The sequence below is a fragment of the Pseudonocardia alaniniphila genome (assembly GCF_022524485.1).
GTDB lineage: Bacteria > Actinomycetota > Actinomycetes > Mycobacteriales > Pseudonocardiaceae > Pseudonocardia > Pseudonocardia alaniniphila.
This window is the reverse complement of record NZ_JAKXMK010000019.1, coordinates 142,131-157,515: the sequence shown is the minus strand read 5'-3', so window position 1 is coordinate 157,515 and position 15,385 is coordinate 142,131. Positions and strand designations below refer to the sequence as shown.

Sequence of the window (15,385 nt, the reverse complement as noted above, 5' to 3'; positions counted from 1 at the left end):
CTGACCCTAGTCGAGGAGCGCCGTGAGCTTCCGCGGGGCGATGACCCGGTAGGCGTCCAGGACGATCTCGCCGATCTCGTCCCAGTCCACGTCGTCGACGTCGAGGTAGACCCCCAGCCAGCCGCGGCCACCGACGTAGGGCGGCCGGAAGAACCGGGTGGGGGCCGTGGAGACGAGTTCCTCCTGCGCGCCCGCCGGCGCCGCGCACCAGAACGCGACCCGGTCGTCGTGGTGCCGGTCGGCATACATCACGAACGTCCTGCGGATGAACCAGGTGGGCTCGCCGTGCTGAGCGGAGCTTGCGGAGCGAACATCAGCGCTGACCTTCTCGGTCACCTCGGGCAGCGCCAGGCACAGGGCCCGCAGGGGCGGTGGAGCGGGTCGGTCATCCGCGCGCCGCCGGCTTGATCACGGGGCGGTAGCTGCCCATCGTCCAGACGTTGCCCTCCGGGTCGAGCACCGCGAACTCCCGGGAGCCGTAGGGCTGGTCGGTGAGCTGCAGCACCACCTCGGCCCCGGCGGCGACGGCCCGGTCGTGATGGGCGTCCACGGCGTCGGCGCCGTCGGCGACGAGGTAGATCACCGCGCGGCCGGTGTCGAACCGGTCGTCACCGCCCGCCCGCGTGCCGAGCATGACGACCCCGTCGCCGAAGCTCAGTTCCGCGTGCGCGACGGCGCCCTTGTCGTCGGTGTACACCTGCTGCTCGACGAGGCCGAGCGCGCGCGTCAGGAATGCGATCGCGGCACGCGGGTCGTCGTAACGAAGAGTGGGGTGAACGCTCATGAAGCGGACAGTAGGCCCGGTCCGCGGGGCGTGGCTTGAACGAATGGGAACTGTTTGCCCTGTTCGTGGCGGCGTGGAGCGGGGCAGGAGCGGGACCTACGCTGGAGAACCGTGCCGGACGACCTCCTCGCAGAGCTGGTCGGACTGCTCCCCGTCGGCGTCTTCGTTCTCGACGACGACGGCCGCGTGGCGCTGTGGAACCCGGCCGCGGAGCGCCTCACCGGCCGGCCCGCCGGCGAGATGGTGGGACGGTCCGTGATCTCCCACGGTCTCGCCGATCAGACCTCGATGATGTTCGACGCGTACACCGCCGCCCGGATCGTCGAGGAGATCCGATCCGGTGCCACCGTGAGCGGGAAGCTGACGGCCGGGGGCGGGAGTGGCGGCCGGCTCCACTTCCGTGTCGCGCCCGGTCCCGGATCCACCACGCTCGGCGTGCTGCACGACGTCGGCGACAAGGAGGCGTCGGACGAGGCGTTCGCGCTGCTCGACGCCCTCTGGGAGACCGCACCCGTCGGTCTCGCGTACTTCGACACCGAACTGCGGTACCGGCGCATGAACGGTGTGGTCTTCGAGACCGTCGGCGGCAGTGCCGAGGATCGGGTGGGCCGCACGCCGGCGGAGGTGCACGGGCCCGTCGGCGCCACGTTCGCGGAGGGGCTGCGGGCGGTGCTCGCCGACGGGCGGCCGCGGTCCGCCGTTCCCGTGGTGGGCCGGTTGTGGCACGGACGGGGGCCGTTCCAGGAGTGGCGGGTGCACTACTACCCGGTGCGGATAGCCGACGGAGCGGTCTGCGGGGTCGGTGTGGTGATGGAGGAGGTCACCGCAGCCGAACGCACCCGCCGCGCGTTGCAGGAGTCGGCCGCGGAGCGCGAGCATGCGCTCAACCGCTACCAGAGCCTCGTGGAGGCCACGAGCGCTGCGGTCTGGATCCGCGAGGCCGACGGCAGCGCCCGGCGTGACGCTCCCGGGCTGCGCACGATCACGGGCCAGACGGAGGCGGAGCACAGAGGGTGGGGGTTCCTCGACGCCGTCCACCGCAGGCACCGCCACGAGCTCGAAGCGGCGTGGCGGGCGGCCGCCGTGGCCGAACCCGCCATCGTCTTCATCCGCACCTATCGGCTGCGGACGGCCGGCGGTGGCTATCGCTGGTTCCGCATGCGCGCCGTCCCCGTGCACTCGGCGGGCCGGGTCGTCGAATGGGTGGGCACCGAGACCGATGTCGACGACCAGATGCGCATCCGCGAGCGGCTGTGCGTGCTGGCGGAGGCGACGCACGCGATGAACGCCGCACTCGATCCCGAGGGGGAGCTGGTGGCGCTGGCCGAAGCGACGGTCCCGCAGTTCGCCGATGTCTGCCGGGTGTTCCTGCTCGACCCCGACCCGTTGCCGCCCCAGGGGCAGGTCGCCGACGGGACGCCGGCCGAGGGGCCGCTCTCCGGGCGCAGGGCGGTCACCCGCATGGCCGCCGGGGTTCCCCCCATCCCGGCCAGCGCCGAACGCTTCACCTTCCCCCCGGAGCACCCGCTCGTCCGCTGCGTCCGTTCCGGTTCGCCCAGCTTGGCCACGGTGCCCGACACGTCGGGACAGTGGCGGGTCCCGCAGGAACAGCTCCAGTGGGGGAGCGACGTCGCGATCAACTCCCTGCTGATCGCGCCGGTGTTCTCCGGCGGCGCCGTCGTGGCGGCTCTGATGTTCCTCGCAGGGGGCGACCGGTCGCCCTACACAGCGGACGACCTTGCACTCGTCCGGGAGCTCGCGTCGCGCGCGTCGGCCGCCGTGGAGAACGCGATGGCGTTCCAGCAGAGCCGCGAGGTGTCGCTGGCGCTGCAGAAGGCGATGCTCACCGAGCCCCCGCGCTATCCCGGTGTCGAGATCGAGGCCCGCTACCGTCCCGCAGCGGCGCAGCTGCAGGTCGGTGGCGACTGGTACGACGCGTTCACGCTGCCGGGGGGCGACCTCGCGGTCGGTGTCGGCGACGTCGAGGGCCACGACCTGCCCGCCGCGGTCACGATGGGCCAGCTGCGCAGCATGCTCCGGGGACTCGCCCACGACAGCCATGCCGCGCCGTCCGTGGTGCTCGCCCGGCTCGACCGGGTGCTCTCCGGGCTGGAGGTCACCCGGTTCACCACGCTCGTCTACGGACGGCTCGGCATCTCCGGGGGGCGCGCCGTGTTCCGCTGGTCCAATGCGGGCCACCCCGCACCGATCCTCGTCGGCCCGGACGGGCAGGCGCGGCTGCTCACCAGCCGCGTCGACCTCGTGCTCGGGCTCTATCCCGGCACGCGCCGCCACGATGGCGTCGCCGAGATCCCGCCGGGGTCGACGCTGCTGCTCTACACCGACGGGCTGTTCGAGCGGCGTCGCGACCACGCCGACGCGGCGGGCAGCGCTCTGCTCGACCTCGTGCGCCGCGGCGTCCCCCTGCCGCTTCCGGAGTTCTGCGACCACCTCGTGCGGGGCACCATCGCCGACACCGGTGACGACATCGCGGTGCTCGCGCTGCGGGTGGCGGAGTCCGGATGATCCTCGACGACCTCGTCCGGCGGGCCGCCGCGCTCGCCGCCGGACCCCGGCGCGCGATCCTCGGCATCACCGGGAGCCCGGGTGCCGGCAAGTCCACCCTCGTGGCAGCGCTGCTGGCGCGATTGCCCGGTCACTCCGTGGACCACGTCCCGATGGACGGGTTCCACCTCGCCGACGTGGCGCTCGAGTCGATCGGGCGCCGCGACGCCAAAGGGGCACCCGACACCTTCGACGTCGGCGGCTACGTCGCGCTGCTGCGCAGGCTGCGCGCCCTGGACGAGACCGGCGCCCCCGCGGAGGACGTGATCTACGCGCCCGCGTTCGAGCGCGACCTCGAACAACCCCTCGCCGCCGCCATCGCCGTGCCCGGCACGGCACGGCTGGTGCTGACCGAGGGCAACTATCTGCTGCTCGATCAGGGGCAGTGGGCCCAGGTCCGTCCCGAGCTCGACGAGGTGTGGTTCTGCGACCCGCGCCCGGACGTCCGGCTCGCGCAGCTCACCGCCCGCCACGTCGCGTTCGGGAAGGAACCCGCCCGCGCCGCGGCGTGGGTGGCCGCCGTGGACGAGCCGAACGCCGTGCTCGTGGAGGCCACCAGGCACCGGGCCGACCTGATCGTGCCGGCCACGGTGCTGGAGTCGCTGCCCGCGGTCAGCTGAGCCGCTTGCCGGGGCCCGGCGCCTCCCTGTCGGCGGCCTCAGTGGTGGTGGGCCGATCGGTGCGCCGCGAGCACGTCGAGGCCGAAGTCGGACTCCGGGTCGCGCCACACCGAGTGGGCGTGGTTGACCTGGCGCTGCGTGTTGTCCCACTCCGTCAGCAGCCGCGGGCCCTGCAGCCGGTAGTAGTGCGGTTCGCCGTGATTCATGGAACCGGCCCAGGCGAGATGCACCTCGTCGAGCGCCGCGGCTTCGCGGTAGTTCGGGAGCGGGGAGATCTCGTCCGGTACGCGGCCGAGGTAGGTGCCGAGCAGCTGCAGCAGGAGCTCCCGCTGCCCGGCGTCGAGCTCGGAGGCGGGCACACCCTTCGGGGTGCTGGTCAGCGCCAGTGCCCGGTGGCCGTCGCGGTCGACGCCCGATTCGGTTTCGGACTGGGCGCTGCGTCGGCGCAGGTTCTCCTGCTGCTGCGGGTCGGGGAAGCGGCCCCGCCACACGTCGACGAGCGGCTTGGCCTCGTCGCCCTCGCCGATGCGGGACCGGTTGGCCCCGACGATGTCGGTGGGGGCGTGGGGGAGCAGCAGCGCGCGCTCGGCGAGCTCGGGCCGCAGTGAGCGCACGAGCTCGCGTGCGAGATCCTCCGGTGCCCCGAGAGGGCGCAGCGTCGCCCCGCCGAGCAGCGCCGATGTGGCAGGGTCGGCGCCCAGGAAGCACGGCGTGGTCGCCGCGACGCGCCCGTCGACGACCAGGTTGTTGAGCGACACGTGGTGGCCGCCGAACCGCCATCCCCACGGCGCCGCCCCGCCGGGCTCCCCGAACACCCGCAGGTAGTACATGCCCGGGTCGCGGCCACGCTCCCTGCCGAACGTCGCGGTGAAGCCCTCGACGTGGTCGAGCACGTTCTCCAGGCCCATCACCGTGGCCGCCGTGACGTAGCCGGCGGTGGACAGGCCCGTGGTGACCAGCCGCATCGCGAGCCGCTGCTGAGCGGGGCGTTGCTGGTGGAGCGTGAGACCGCCGTGGTCGGTCGGCGTGTAGAACCAGCGGAGCCGTTCGGCGTCGGACGGGTCGTCCGCGCCCGGCGTGGCGCCGCAACCCACCTCCCGCTGTTCCGCGTCGAGGGACTCCAGCCACTCGCCCGCCGCCTCGGCCATCCGGTCCGCGACGTCTCGGGTCGCGTCGGTCGCTGCCAGCACCATGCCGCGACAGTACGTCGTCAGGCGCCGTCGAACATCGTGATCGGGACGGGCAGTGGGCGGCTCAGCCGAACGACGCCGGGCCGCTGTACCCGCGGGGGCGCCCCGGTCGGATGTCGCACCGGATGGCGGACGGGTCGAGCCCGGTCAGGTCGGCGATGAGCGACCGGACGGCGACGTCGGCGTCGGGCATCGCGGGCACGGTCGTTGATGCCTCGATCTCAGGTACGTACAGCACCATGCCCCGCTCGGAGAGCCAGGTCAGCACCTCGAACGTGCGCTCGCCACCCCCCGCGGCCACAGCGTCAAGGTTAGGCCTAACGGCTGCTCTCGTCGCAGGCGGACGCCGAGCAGTCCTGGTCGGTACCGGACTCCGCGGGCGCCCGTTGCCACAACAAGCCCGCGCGCGGTGGCGGGCTCGTGGCGTCCGACGCGGCACGAGGATCGGGATCCGGCGCGGGGTCGGAACCGCCGAACAGACCCTCACCGGGAGAGTCGTCCTCCTCACCGGGCGGGACGGGGACGGTGCCCGACGGGGCGCCGGTGGGTGTCGGCGTCGCGCCGGCCTCCGGCGTCGGCTGCGTGGACGTCCCCGCGCCCGGTTCCGCGGTGGAGGGCGCCTCGCCGATGGGCCGGAACGGGGCGAACGGCTCCGCCGGTTCGTCGTCCAGCGCCTCCGCCATGAACTGGTGCCACACCTCGCCCGGCAGCGTCGCGCCCTCGATCGGCGTGCCCCGCGCGGTACGGATGGGGGAGTTCATGTCCGTGCCCATCCACACCGCCGCGGCGATCGACGGGGTGAAGCCCGCCATCCACGCATCGTTGTTCTGCCCCTCGAACCGGGACTGCACGGTGCCCGTCTTCGCCGCCACCGGTCGTCCGCCCGGGAGGGCCAGATCGTCGTGCGCTGCCACGTCCATCATCGACTCGGCGACGTTGCGGGCCACTCGCTCCGGGAACCGCCGCTCCCCGTCGGTGGCGGCCTGGTAGAGCACACGGTCATCGGCGGTGACGACCGACGTCACGAGGTGCGGCTGGCGCCAGACCCCGCCGGCCGCGACCGTCGCGTACGCCGAGGCCAGCTCGAGCGGGCTGACCTCCTTGTTGCCCAGCGCGATGCCCTCGGTCGGATCGTCGAGGGGCGCGGTGATGCCGGCAGAGCGGGCAGCGGCCGCAACCGCCTCGGGACCGACGCGCTTCGCCAGGGTCGTGAAGACGACGTTGTTCGACACCGTCATCGCCTGCTTGAGGTCGCACTGGTCGCAGTCGGCACCCTCGGCGTTGCGCAGCCCGGGCAGCTCCTTGCCGTCGAACTTCTCGCCCAGCCCGACCGGCGGGTCGCGCTGCAGGCCCGCGAGCACCACGAACGGTTTGAACGTCGACCCGGCGAGGCGACGGACCTTCGTGTAGTCCAGGCCGAGCCCGTTGTCGCCGCCGTAGTAGGCGAGCACCCCGCCGGTCTGCGGGTCGATCGCCACCATCGCGCTGCGCAGGTTGACGGGTTGGCCGCTGAGCACGTCGTGGGCGGCGGTGACGGCCTGCTCCTGGCGTCGTGCGTCGATCGTCGTCGTGATGCGCAGGCCCTCCTGGGCGAGGTCCTCGTCGGAGATCCCCAACGACTCGAGCTCCGCCTTCACCGCGGACACGATGTGCCCCCGGTTGTCGGACGGAACGCCGCCCGACGACGTCTTGCGGGGCACGGTGTGCGGGAACTGGGCGGCCTGCCGGTCGGGCGGTGCGAGCCAGCCCTCGGCGACCATGCCGTCGAGCACGAAGTTCCAGCGATCCACCGAGTGCTCGGGGTTGACCGCGGGATCCCAGCGCGACGGGGACTGGATCACCGCGGCGAGCAGCGCTCCCTCGCTGGGCGTCAGGTCCTGCACGTTCTTGCCGAAGTAGGACTGCGCCGCCGACTGGATGCCGTAGGCGCCGCGTCCGAAGTAGATCGTGTTGAGGTAGTCGGAGAGGATCTGGTCCTTGCTGCGCTCCTGGGAGATCTTGATCGCGAGGATCACCTCCTTGTACTTGCGCCAGAGCGTCTGCTCGTCTCCTACCAGCGCCTTCTTCACGAACTGCTGGGTGATGGTCGAGCCACCTCCGACGCCGCCGCGCAGCTGGTTCCACACCGCGCGCAGGATGCCGGTGACGTCGAAGCCCGGGTTGGAGTAGAAGGAGCGGTCCTCCGCGGAGAGCACCGCGTGTCGGACGTGCAGCGGTACCTGCTCGATCGGGACCTTCGTGCGGTTGCCCTCCTCCGGCACGAGGCGGGTGAGTTGCTCTCCGTCGACGAACGACACGGTGGCGACCTGGTTGTTCACCGCCTCGTCCGGGTTCGGCACCGAGAACACGATGAACCCGATCGCGAGCAGGAGCGCCGGGCCGAGCACCACGGCGGCGGCCGCGCCGATCAGCAGGTATCGCGGGCGGCGCCACCACGGCGTCGGCGTCCCTCCCCGCTCACCACGGGGTCTCCACGGGAGCGGCCACCGGATGCCGGGGCGTGCGCGGCCGGGAGCGCCGACGACGGGAATGACGTCCGTCGGCCCGGGGACGCGGTGGTCGGCGAATGCGTCGGGAAGTGGTGGCCTGCTGGGCGGGTGCTGCCGCGAGCCCACACCTGCGGGTTCTGTCGCTCGCCGGGACCGCTGCGGTGGCATCTCCGGCCGGCGCGCGGGGCGTCGCTCGGTGGGGCCTGTCGGACGGTGGGGTCGCGGGGTGCCTGCTCCGCCCAAACGTCCGACCGTCCTTCCGAGCCACCGCGCTCGTCTGCGGCGACCGAGCGGTCCAACGGAGGACGGCCGGGATGGATGTGCGGGGAGTACGGAGATCACCCGAACGAGTGACGCTCGAACCGGGCGACCAGCACGGCAATGCACACCGACCGTGACCGGATCACGGTCGCCGGGCCGCGACTCAGACCGTGGTCGGCATCACCGCCGCGGCGAGCAGCTCGTACGAGCGCAGCCGGTCGGCGCCGTCGTGTGTGCTGGTGACGACCATCAGCTCGTCCACACCGGTGCGCTCCACGAGTGCGTGCACGCCGTCGCGGACGGTGTCGGGGGAGCCGATGATCTGCCCGGCGAGCCGGTCCTCGACGAACGCCCGCTCCTGCTCGGAGTACGGGTAGGTGCTCGCCTCCTCCGGGGTCGGCACCGGCCCGGGCTGACCGAGCCGCAGCCGCAGGAACTGCAGCGCGCTCGGCAGGGCGAGCCGGCGGGCCTCCTCGTCCGTGCCCGCCGCCAGCACCGACGCGGCGATCATGGAGTAGGGCTGCGCGAGCATCGGTGACGGCCGGAACGTCTCGCGGTAGAGGGCCAGCGCGGGGAGCGTGTTCTCGGCACTGAAGTGGTGGGCGAACGCGAACGGCAGCCCCAGCAGCCCGGCCAGCTGGGCGCTGTAGCCGCTGGAGCCGAGCAGCCACATCGCGGGCTGCTGACCGTGCGCCGGCACGGCCACGACCGGTCCCTCGCCGCGGAAGTACGACGCCAGTTCCGTGAGCTCCTGGGGGAAGTCGTCGGCCCCCAGCGCTACCGCGCCCCGGCGCAGGGCGCGTGCGGTGCGCTGGTCGGTGCCGGGCGCGCGGCCGATGCCGAGGTCGATCCGGCCGGGGTGCAGGGCGTCGAGCGTGCCGAACTGCTCGGCGATGACCAGCGGCTGGTGGTTGGGCAGCATCACACCGCCGGAGCCGACGCGGATCCGCGAGGTGACACCGGCGAGGTGGGCGATCAGCACGGCGGGTGACGAGCTCGCGATCCCGGGCATCCCGTGGTGCTCGGCCACCCAGTACCGGTGAAAGCCCAGCTCCTCGACCCGACGGATCAGCGTGGTGCTGTGCGTCAGCGCCACGGTGGCCGTGGAGCCGGAGCCGATGGGCACGAGGTCGAGCACGGAGAGCAGCACGACACCGTGCAACCCCTCCGGACGATCTGTTCTTCCCCGTCGGTGGACACCGCCGAACGGCCCAGTCGGGGTGCCGCCAGGCGGGTGGAACGAAGCTGCTCCGGAGCGTCACGACAGGGTGAGGTATGCGTCCGCCCGCCGATCCGTACGACACGGGTCCGCTCGAGATCGACCCGCTTCGCGCCGTGCTCGCCGGTCTGCTCCGGACGCCGGGTGCCAGGGCGGCCCACGCGGTGGACAGCCGCCGAGGGATGATCGTCGCCGAGCTCGGGCTGACGGCGGAATCGGACGGCGCGGCCATCGTGCAGCTCGCGCGGGCCGCCGCTCCGGTCGCGTCCGGGGCGGACGGGCTCGACGACATGGTCGTCAGCACCCGCGGGTCGGTGCACCTGCTGCGGGAGTGCGACGAGCCGGGGACGTTCCTGCACGTCCGGCTGGACCGCGAGAAGGCGGACGTGGAAGCCGCCCGGCGAGCGCTGCGCGTGGCCGGTCTGCAGCAGGTGGTCCAGGCGGTCCGGATGCGCGTGGAGGCGGCGACGGCCGCACCGGTGGCGCCGCCCGCGCCGCCGGCGCTGCCCGCGCCGCCCGCACCGGCCGCGCCGCTCGCGCCGGTGGCGTCCCCCGCACCCCGGCCGTCGCCGTCTCCGCGCCCCGTGGGCAGCGGCAGGCCCGGGCCACCGCGGCCGGCGCCGGCTCCGATGCAGTTCCGCGTGCCCAACTACGTTCCCGCGCCTACTCCTGCTCCGGCCGCGCCGGCCGTGTCGACCGGCTCCGCGTGGCCACCCGCGCCGGCGCCGGTACACGCGCCCGGTGCGGTGCAGGCCTGGGCCCCCGTCACAGCTACTGCCGTGCAGTCCGGTGGGACGCCGCACCCGCTGACCGGCAGCGCACCGGTCCCGTTGGTCGTCGGCGCCCAGGCCCCGCTGCCTGGAGGTGCAAGTGGGCAGCCACTTGCCACGCAGGCCCCGACACCCGAGTGGTCGCCCGGTAGTCCGCCGGTGGCGCTGCCCGCTGGTGCATCGGCTCCGCAGCCCGGCCATGCGCCGGAGCCACCCCATCCACTGGCCCCTGCGCCCGGTCACGCGTCGGAGCAGCCGCCCAGTGCTGCGCGGGGATGGATGCCCGCCGGTGCGTCGGCTCTGCTGTCCAGCGCTGGGTTGGAGCCGGTGCCGCACGTGCAGGCGCCGGAACCGGGCGGTGTGCCGGAGCCGCAGCCCGCTGTCGCAGTGGTTGCGGGGCCATCGCCCGTGCCGCTGCCACGACGGGTGCCCGGACGCCCCCCGGCCGAGCAGCAGCCCGCGCTGGTGACGCTCACCGGCCTGCGGCCGGTCACCAGTACAGGGGCGCTCGCGGTGCTGGCGCTGCAGGAGGTCGAGCAGCGGGACGCCGAGGCACGAAACGCCGGGCCGCGCACGGAGCGACCACGCCGCGTCCCGTCGCCCCGTCCCCGCCCGCCGAACGTTGCTGCAGACGGTGTGTTGAAACAGGCATGGGCCGAGGACCTCGATGCGTTGAGGAGAGTGCTCGCCGGACTGCGCCGGCTCGCCTGACGAGCAGCCCGGCGACGCTGCCGAAAACCCCTGGCGGGCCACCTCTAGTGTCGCGGAAACGAGGTCCATTGCCCGGATCCGGTGGCCAGGCGGATGCATCGCAAGGCGGAGGAGGCGCCGATACCGCTGTTGTATCGGCGCCGACGACAACGCCGCGAGGCGCCGCCTGGGCGCCGGAGGCGGGTAAGAAGGCCTCGTTTCCTCGGCACTAGCATCGAATGCACACCAACCGACCGATGGAGGCCCCACGTGTCCGCGCCCGTATCCCCTGCCGCGTCCGCTCCCGTCCGGGTGCAGGCGGGGACGACGGCGGGTGCCGCCGTGCGTGAGGCGGGCCTGCCCACGAGCGGGCCGAGCACCGTGGTCGTCGTCCGCGATCCGGAGGGGCGCCTGCGCGACCTCGCCTGGGTGCCCGACGGTGACGTGGAGGTCGAGCCCGTCGGCGCCGACACCGAGGACGGCCGCAGCGTGATCCGGCACTCCGCCGCGCACGTGCTGGCCCAGGCGGTGCAGCAGCTGTACCCGGAGGCGAAGCTCGGGATCGGCCCGCCGATCACCGACGGCTTCTACTACGACTTCGACGTCGAGAAGCCCTTCACCCCCGACGACCTGACCAAGCTCGAGTCGGCGATGAAGAAGATCATCAAGGCCGGGCAGCGGTTCTCCCGGCGCCGCTTCGACTCGCTCGAGGACGCCCGCAAGGAGCTCGCCGACGAGCCGTACAAGCTGGAGCTGATCGAGCTCAAGGGCGGCCCGGAGTCCGAGGCGGCCGAGGACGGCGAGGTCATGGAGGTCGACGCCTCCGGCGAGCTCACCATCTACGACAACGTGCACGCCCACACCGGCGAGACGCTCTGGTCCGACCTGTGCCGTGGACCGCACATCCCGACCACGCGCTTCATCCCCGCCTTCAAACTCACCCGCACCGCGGCGGCGTACTGGCGGGGCAGCGAGAAGAACCCGCAGCTGCAGCGCATCTACGGCACCGCGTGGGAGAGCCAGGAGGCACTCGACGCCCACCTGGAACGGCTGGCCGAGGCCGAGCGCCGCGACCACCGCCGCCTCGGCGCGGAGCTCGACCTCTTCTCGTTTCCCGACGAGCTGGGCTCCGGGCTGCCGGTGTTCCACCCGAAGGGCGGGATCATCCGGCGCGAGATGGAGGACTACTCCCGCAGGCGGCACGAGGAGGCGGGCTACGAGTTCGTCTACACCCCGCACATCACCAAGGGCCGGCTCTACGAGATCTCCGGCCACCTCGACTGGTACGCCGACGGGATGTTCCCGGCGATGCACCTCGACGAGGAGCGCGGCTCGGACGGCGAGGTGCGCAAGCCGGGGCAGGACTACTACCTCAAGCCGATGAACTGCCCCATGCACATCCTGATCTTCGACTCGCGCGGCCGGTCGTACCGGGAGCTGCCGCTGCGCGAGTTCGAGTTCGGCTCCGTGTACCGCTACGAGAAGTCCGGCGTGATCCACGGGCTCACCCGCGTGCGGGGCATGACCCAGGACGACGCCCACATCTTCTGCACCCCCGAGCAGGTGCAGGACGAGCTCAAGTCGCTGCTGAAGTTCGTGCTCGACCTGCTGCGCGACTACGGCCTCGACGACTTCTACCTCGAGCTGTCCACGCGCAACCCCGACAAGTCGGTGGGCACCGACGAGATGTGGGAGCGGTCCACCGAGGCGCTGCGCGAGGCTGCGGAGCACTCCGGCCTCGATCTCGTGGACGACCCGGGCGGCGCGGCGTTCTACGGGCCGAAGATCTCGGTGCAGGCGCGCGACGCGATCGGTCGCACCTGGCAGATGTCGACCATCCAGCTCGACCTCAACCTGCCCGAGCGGTTCGGGCTGGAGTACACGGCGGCCGATGGTTCCCGCCAGCGGCCGGTGATGATCCACCGTGCCCTGTTCGGCTCCATCGAGCGGTTCTTCGGCGTGCTCACCGAGCACTACGCCGGCGCGTTCCCGGCGTGGCTCTCGCCGGTGCAGGTCGTGGCCATCCCGGTCACCGACGAGCAGGTCCCCTACACCGAGGACGTCGCGGCGCAGCTGCGCAAGCACGGCGTGCGCGTCGAGGTGGACGCGGGCGACGACCGGATGCAGAAGAAGATCCGCACTCACACGATGCAGAAGGTGCCGTTCATGCTGCTCGTGGGCGCCCGCGACGCCGAGGCGGGAGCGGTGAGCTTCCGGTTCCGCGACGGCTCCCAGCTCAACGGGATCCCGGTGGCCGACGCCGTCGCAACGGTGGTCGACTGGATCTCGATCCGGAACAACACGTCCCCGACGGCCGACGCCGTCGCACCCTCTTAGGGGTGGTGCGGGTCCCGCTCGGCGCCGTCGTCGCCGGTGCCGTCCGCGCGCCTAGGATCGCGACATGAGCGACGCGGCCCTGCCGGGGGCGACGGACGGCCCGGTCGAGCCGGTGGCCGAACTGCAGGACGGGGTGGGCACGCCCGACGGCTTCCGCAGGCTCTGGACGCCGCACCGGCTGGCCTACATCAAGGACGCCGGGGGCAACGGCTGCCCGTTCTGCCGCATCCCCGGTCTCTCCGACGAGGAGGGTCTCGTCGTCGCCCGCGGGCGCACGGTCTACGCAGTGCTCAACCTGCATCCGTACAACCCGGGACACCTCATGGTGCTGCCCTACCGGCACGTCGCCGAGCTCGAGGACCTCACGCCCGACGAGGCGGTCGAGCTCATGACCTTCACACAGGCGGCGGTCCAGGCGCTGAAGCAGGTGGCCGCGCCGCACGCGTTCAACGTCGGGATCAACCTCGGCACCGTGGCGGGTGGATCGCTCGCCGAGCACCTGCACCAGCACGTCGTGCCGCGGTGGGGCGGCGACGCCAACTTCATCGCGGTCGTCGGGCAGACCAAGGTGATCCCGCAACTGCTGTCGGAGACCAGGGCGTTACTCGCTGCGGCCTGGCCGTCGACCGGACAACCGCCGGGAGGCGCCGCGGGCGACCGGCGCTAGGCTGCCTCTGGTCCAGGCGGCGGCCGGCGCGCTGTGGCCGGTCACCATGGGCCCCGGCCGACCAAGCAGGAGTCCATGCTCAACGTCCTCGCCCGTGTGCGCGTCAACCGCGTGACCGATCCCATCGGTCGATGGCTCGTCGGGCACGGAGTCGCACCCGACGTCGTCACAGTGGTCGGCACCGTCGGCTCGGTCGCCGCGGCGCTCTGGTTCCTGCCCCGTGGCCAGCTCTTCGTCGGCACGCTCGTGATCACGCTGTTCGTGCTGTTCGACCTCATCGACGGCGCCATGGCACGGGCGAGGGGCAACGGCACACCGTTCGGCGCGGTGCTCGACTCCACGTGTGACCGGGTGGCGGACGGGGCGCTGTTCGCCGGGCTCACCTGGTGGTGCCTCGGGGTGGGGGATCAGCGGCTCCTGGGTGTCGCGGCACTGGTCTGCCTGGTCGCGGGCCAGCTCATCTCCTACATCAAGGCCCGGGCCGAAGGTGCCGGACTCTCCGCCGACGGCGGGCTCGTCGAGCGAGCCGAGCGGTTGATCGTCGCGCTGGTCGGCACGGGCCTGCACGGGCTGGGGGTGCCCTACGCGCTCCCGGTCGCGCTCTGGCTCCTGGCTGCGGCGTCGGTGTGGACCGTCGGGCAGCGCATCCTGCTCGTCCACCGCAGCGCGCAAGCGAGTGGTCCCGTGTCCACCACCGGCCCTTCCGGACCCACCGACTCGGCGCCGAGCCCGTGACCGCCCGGCTCGACCCGCCGCACGCGCCGGACAGATCCCGCGCCCAACCGGCAGGCGGCGCCCGGAGCGGACGGACGTCGCGCGCCGCGCGGCTCGCCGAGCTCGTCGCCGACGCCGAGTACGCGGCGGCCTGGCGGCTGGTGCGCGGGCTCCCGCCCGGCGCGGCCTTCGGGGCGTTCCGGATCGGCGCCGACCTCGCAACACGCCAGGACGGGGCGGGTGTGCGCCGGCTTCGGGCGAACCTGGCGCGGGTGGTGCCGTCGGCGTCCGCGGCGCAGCTCGACGTGCTCGTCCGCGACGGGATGCGCAGCTACGCCCGCTACTGGTGCGAGACGTTCCGGCTGCCGACGATGGACCTCGCCGAGGTCCACGCCAGGGTCGATCCGTTCCTCACCGGGCGCGACCCGTTCCTCGAGGCGCTGGAGGCCGGTCGCGGCGTGGTCTTCGCGGTGCCGCACAGCGGCAACTGGGACGTCGCAGGCGTGTGGCTGGTGGAGACGCTGCGCAGGCTCGGCAGGCCGCCCGCGTTCACCACGGTGGCGCAGCGGTTGCGCCCGGAGTCGCTCTACCGGCGGTTCGTGGCCTACCGCGAATCGCTCGGGTTCGAGGTCGTTGCCGCGGAGGACGGGTCGGCCGCGCACAGGGCGCTGATCCGGCGGCTGCGCGCGGGTGGGATCGTCTGCCTCGTGGCCGACCGGGACATTACTGGCACCGGCGTCGAGGTGCAGTTCCTCGGGGAGCAGGCGCGCTTCCCCGCCGGCCCGGCGCGGCTGGCCGCCCTGACGGGTGCGTTGCTGATGCCGGCCTACCCGCACTTCAGTCCCGACGGCTGGCAGGTGCCGATCGCGGAGCCGGTGACGGTCGGTGACGGTTCGCGGCTGCGCACGGGCGAGTCGCGTGCAGCCGTGGCCGAGGCGACGCAGGCGATCGCCGACGAGTTCGGCCGGTTGATCGCGCGCGCCCCGGCCGACTGGCACGCGTTGCAGCCGATCTGGACCGCGGACCACGTCCGCGGGGAAGTGGTGCGATGACCGACCCCGACGGTGCATCACCCGCCC

The 15,385-nt window shown here is 72.9% G+C and carries 13 protein-coding genes; 7 read left to right on the top strand and 6 right to left on the bottom strand.

The genetic code is table 11. The features are described from left to right. Window positions 1–6 precede the first annotated feature (6 nt). Together MMF94_RS22160 and MMF94_RS22155 are read right to left on the bottom strand one after the other, a co-directional pair. Window positions 7–336 carry an MmcQ/YjbR family DNA-binding protein gene (locus MMF94_RS22160; RefSeq protein ID WP_241039044.1) on the bottom strand — a complete coding sequence of 110 codons (330 nt, stop codon included), beginning with the start codon at window positions 334–336 and terminating at the stop codon, window positions 7–9. 49 nt (window positions 337–385) lie between these two features. Next, the gene (locus tag MMF94_RS22155) at window positions 386–784 is read right to left on the bottom strand and encodes a VOC family protein (RefSeq protein ID WP_241039043.1); all 399 of its coding nucleotides are present in this window, start codon (window positions 782–784) and stop codon (window positions 386–388) included. 111 nt (window positions 785–895) lie between these two features. Between MMF94_RS22155 and MMF94_RS22150 the strand changes: the two genes are divergently transcribed. Beyond that, complete coding sequence (locus MMF94_RS22150; RefSeq protein WP_241039042.1) at window positions 896–3,310, top strand: SpoIIE family protein phosphatase; 2,415 nt, start codon at window positions 896–898, stop codon at window positions 3,308–3,310. Next, window positions 3,307–3,969: a nucleoside/nucleotide kinase family protein gene (locus MMF94_RS22145; protein ID WP_241039041.1), complete on the top strand. Its 663-nt coding sequence runs from the start codon at window positions 3,307–3,309 to the stop codon at window positions 3,967–3,969. The genes MMF94_RS22150 and MMF94_RS22145 overlap by 4 nt, the downstream gene beginning before the upstream one ends. 38 nt (window positions 3,970–4,007) lie before the next feature. On the opposite strand, the gene MMF94_RS22140 is transcribed toward MMF94_RS22145, so the two are convergent. The 4 genes from MMF94_RS22140 to MMF94_RS22125 form a co-directional block, all read right to left on the bottom strand. Further along, the gene (locus tag MMF94_RS22140; protein ID WP_241039040.1) at window positions 4,008–5,162 is read right to left on the bottom strand and encodes a DUF3500 domain-containing protein; all 1,155 of its coding nucleotides are present in this window, start codon (window positions 5,160–5,162) and stop codon (window positions 4,008–4,010) included. Between the two features lie 61 nt (window positions 5,163–5,223). Beyond that, entirely contained in the window at window positions 5,224–5,460 is a 237-nt protein-coding gene (locus tag MMF94_RS22135; RefSeq protein ID WP_241039039.1) for a hypothetical protein, read from the bottom strand. 16 nt (window positions 5,461–5,476) lie between these two features. After that, window positions 5,477–7,774 carry a transglycosylase domain-containing protein gene (locus MMF94_RS22130; protein ID WP_241039038.1) on the bottom strand — a complete coding sequence of 766 codons (2,298 nt, stop codon included), beginning with the start codon at window positions 7,772–7,774 and terminating at the stop codon, window positions 5,477–5,479. Window positions 7,775–8,072: 298 nt separating this feature from the next. After that, window positions 8,073–9,059 carry an LLM class flavin-dependent oxidoreductase gene (locus MMF94_RS22125; protein WP_241039037.1) on the bottom strand — a complete coding sequence of 329 codons (987 nt, stop codon included), beginning with the start codon at window positions 9,057–9,059 and terminating at the stop codon, window positions 8,073–8,075. A 125-nt stretch (window positions 9,060–9,184) separates the two neighbouring features. Between MMF94_RS22125 and MMF94_RS22120 the strand changes: the two genes are divergently transcribed. The 5 genes from MMF94_RS22120 to MMF94_RS22100 all read left to right on the top strand — a co-directional run bounded on the left by MMF94_RS22120 (window position 9,185) and on the right by MMF94_RS22100 (window position 15,358). Then, window positions 9,185–10,609 carry a hypothetical protein gene (locus MMF94_RS22120; RefSeq protein ID WP_241039036.1) on the top strand — a complete coding sequence of 475 codons (1,425 nt, stop codon included), beginning with the start codon at window positions 9,185–9,187 and terminating at the stop codon, window positions 10,607–10,609. A gap of 249 nt (window positions 10,610–10,858) precedes the next feature. Beyond that, window positions 10,859–12,925, top strand: a complete 2,067-nt coding sequence (gene thrS / locus MMF94_RS22115; RefSeq protein WP_241039035.1) for a threonine--tRNA ligase — start codon at window positions 10,859–10,861, stop codon at window positions 12,923–12,925. 64 nt (window positions 12,926–12,989) lie between these two features. After that, window positions 12,990–13,592, top strand: coding sequence for an HIT family protein (locus MMF94_RS22110; RefSeq protein ID WP_241039034.1), 603 nt, complete (start codon window positions 12,990–12,992; stop codon window positions 13,590–13,592). Window positions 13,593–13,667: 75 nt separating this feature from the next. Beyond that, window positions 13,668–14,327 carry a phosphatidylinositol phosphate synthase gene (pgsA, locus tag MMF94_RS22105; protein ID WP_241039033.1) on the top strand — a complete coding sequence of 220 codons (660 nt, stop codon included), beginning with the start codon at window positions 13,668–13,670 and terminating at the stop codon, window positions 14,325–14,327. Then, a complete protein-coding gene (locus tag MMF94_RS22100; protein ID WP_379660581.1) occupies window positions 14,324–15,358 on the top strand; it encodes a phosphatidylinositol mannoside acyltransferase in 1,035 nt (344 codons plus the stop codon). The genes pgsA and MMF94_RS22100 overlap by 4 nt, the downstream gene beginning before the upstream one ends. Window positions 15,359–15,385: the final 27 nt, after the last annotated feature.

What these genes read in the sequence shown, in the direction of transcription:
- MMF94_RS22110 (WP_241039034.1), top strand. Translation starts at nt 12,990, where the DNA reads ATGAGCGACGCGGCCCTGCCGGGGGCGACGGACGGCCCGGTCGAGCCG.
- MMF94_RS22140 (WP_241039040.1), bottom strand. Translation starts at nt 5,162, where the DNA reads ATGGTGCTGGCAGCGACCGACGCGACCCGAGACGTCGCGGACCGGATG.
- MMF94_RS22120 (WP_241039036.1), top strand. Translation starts at nt 9,185, where the DNA reads ATGCGTCCGCCCGCCGATCCGTACGACACGGGTCCGCTCGAGATCGAC.
- MMF94_RS22155 (WP_241039043.1), bottom strand. Translation starts at nt 784, where the DNA reads ATGAGCGTTCACCCCACTCTTCGTTACGACGACCCGCGTGCCGCGATC.
- pgsA (WP_241039033.1), top strand. Translation starts at nt 13,668, where the DNA reads ATGCTCAACGTCCTCGCCCGTGTGCGCGTCAACCGCGTGACCGATCCC.
- MMF94_RS22145 (WP_241039041.1), top strand. Translation starts at nt 3,307, where the DNA reads ATGATCCTCGACGACCTCGTCCGGCGGGCCGCCGCGCTCGCCGCCGGA.